Origin of the sequence: Arthrobacter sp. 2YAF22_2, assembly GCF_052114645.1 — a bacterium.
Classification (GTDB): Bacteria; Actinomycetota; Actinomycetes; order Actinomycetales; family Micrococcaceae; genus Arthrobacter.
Genome location: NZ_JBFRFD010000642.1, coordinates 1 through 1,749, shown reverse-complemented (window position 1 = coordinate 1,749; position 1,749 = coordinate 1). Strand labels below are relative to the sequence as shown.

The 1,749-nt window shown below is 71.5% G+C and carries 2 protein-coding genes; both read right to left on the bottom strand.

All coding sequences use genetic code 11. The features are described 5' to 3' along the window. Positions 1–1,169 (bottom strand): DUF5671 domain-containing protein (locus tag AB4Y86_RS18215; RefSeq protein ID WP_441403555.1); only part of this gene is annotated, 1,169 nt, incomplete at its 3' end. Further along, positions 1,166–1,690 carry a hypothetical protein gene (locus AB4Y86_RS18210; protein WP_441403554.1) on the bottom strand — a complete coding sequence of 175 codons (525 nt, stop codon included), beginning with the start codon at positions 1,688–1,690 and terminating at the stop codon, positions 1,166–1,168. The genes AB4Y86_RS18215 and AB4Y86_RS18210, both read right to left, overlap by 4 nt. Positions 1,691–1,749 lie beyond the last annotated feature (59 nt).

The window sequence follows — 1,749 nt, the reverse complement described above, 5'->3', positions numbered from 1 at the left end:
GCCCCTGCGGCAGGCCGGCGATGCTGTTCTGCGGGCCGCCACGCAAGCCACCAGATGAGGCCGCCTACGGCGAGGGAACTGATGCCGCCCAGAAGCAGGGTCCGGGCATTGCCACCCGCGAGCGGCGACACCGCGATGGACAGGGCAGCGTTGACGATGACGCCGATGCCGCTGGCCGCCGCTGCCAGGGCCACGCCGGACGTCACCAGCATCCCCGCCTGCCGGGTCCGCTGCGCGCGGACCACCGCCGCGGCCCGGTAATACCGCCACACCAGCGCGCCGACGGCGGCCGCGGCGACGGCAACGCCAAGCGGCTCGAGCAGTGCCGGCAGCGAATCCTGCCGGTCAAACACCAGTCGCAGCAGCACAAAGAGGGCGGTGCCGGCGCCGCCCAGGGCGAGCAATCCGGGAGCCAGCACTCCGACAACGATCAGCCCGACGTCCGCGAACCCGTCCCGCAGCCGGCGCGCACCGCCCCGCACCCAGTGTCCCCACCAGACCGCGGCTCCCCCGGCCGCCCAGACCAGGTCCCGGAGGACCGGCCGCCACCAGGGGTTATCGGTCGGGGTGAGTTCCATGGGCCCGCGGAGGGCGACGTCGAACAGTCCACCCAGGGCCAGTACCGCAGCGCCCGCGCCGAGGGCCAGACCGAAGTAGGTGCCGAGCACGGCCGGCACGGTGGCGAGCTCGATCGGACCCCGGGCCGGATGGCGCCACATCCAGTGGTGCCATACCCAGACCAGCGCCCAGACCAGCCCGACGGACAGGGCTGAGCGCCACTCCGGATTGTTCTCCGCGATGACGGAGGCGGCCATGGCCAGCAGGGACGTGGCAGAGATGACGAGGGACATCGTGTAAACCGCGGCGACGTAGAGACCCCAGGAGGGGGCTGCCCGCTCCGCGTCCTCGTCCAGCCGCCGCCATACGAGCCACCACAGCAGCGCCGCGAGCGGGCCGCCGACCAGGGTGAACGCCAACGACAGCGCCAGTCCAGCAACGCTGTCGCCGGCCAGCACCTGGCCGGAGCGCAGCAGCCGTTCCAGCAGGCCGCTGAGCCCGTTGGCGGCAATCACGACGAGGGCGAACAGCAACACGATGACCACTAGCCGGCGGAGCTTCGCCTGGACGGGCACCACCGCGGGCCCGCCAGCCACCCTCGTGGCGCTCACTTCTTCAACGTCCCGCCGACGCAGGTCTGGAGGCTGTAGGGCAGATCGTTGATCAACCACCTGCCAGCGGTCTTCACGAGGGCGATGGTGGCCTCTTCGGCGTATTCTGAGGGGCCGAACRGGCCGTCCGGCGCTGAGTGCACTACTGAGACCTTCACCGTGGCGGTGTCGCCCCGCTCGGTCGTCGCGATCAGGACCACGCGGCTGGCCTGGGCGCTGCCGTAGAAGCTGGCACAGCGGGATCGGGCACTGTCCGATAGATAGGTATCCGCCGCGGCGGGGTCGGCGTCGATGACGGCTTTGCTGTAGCGCTGCACCACTCCGGCGGGGGACGATGCGTCCAGCGGCTGCGGTTCCCCACGGAGGAAGACCACCGCCAGGGCGACAACCACCAGAACCGCAATGGCGGCCACAATGGCCAGGAGGACACGGTCCGGCTGCCGCCCCGGGACGGGCTCTGGCCCGCTTGACGTCTCTGGAGCCGCCGCGGGCGGTCCCGGCTCCTGCGGCGCTTGGCTCATGCCGTCAGTATGGGGCGGCCGCGCGGGCGGGTCATGGTGTCTTTAGGCCCTTTCTGCGC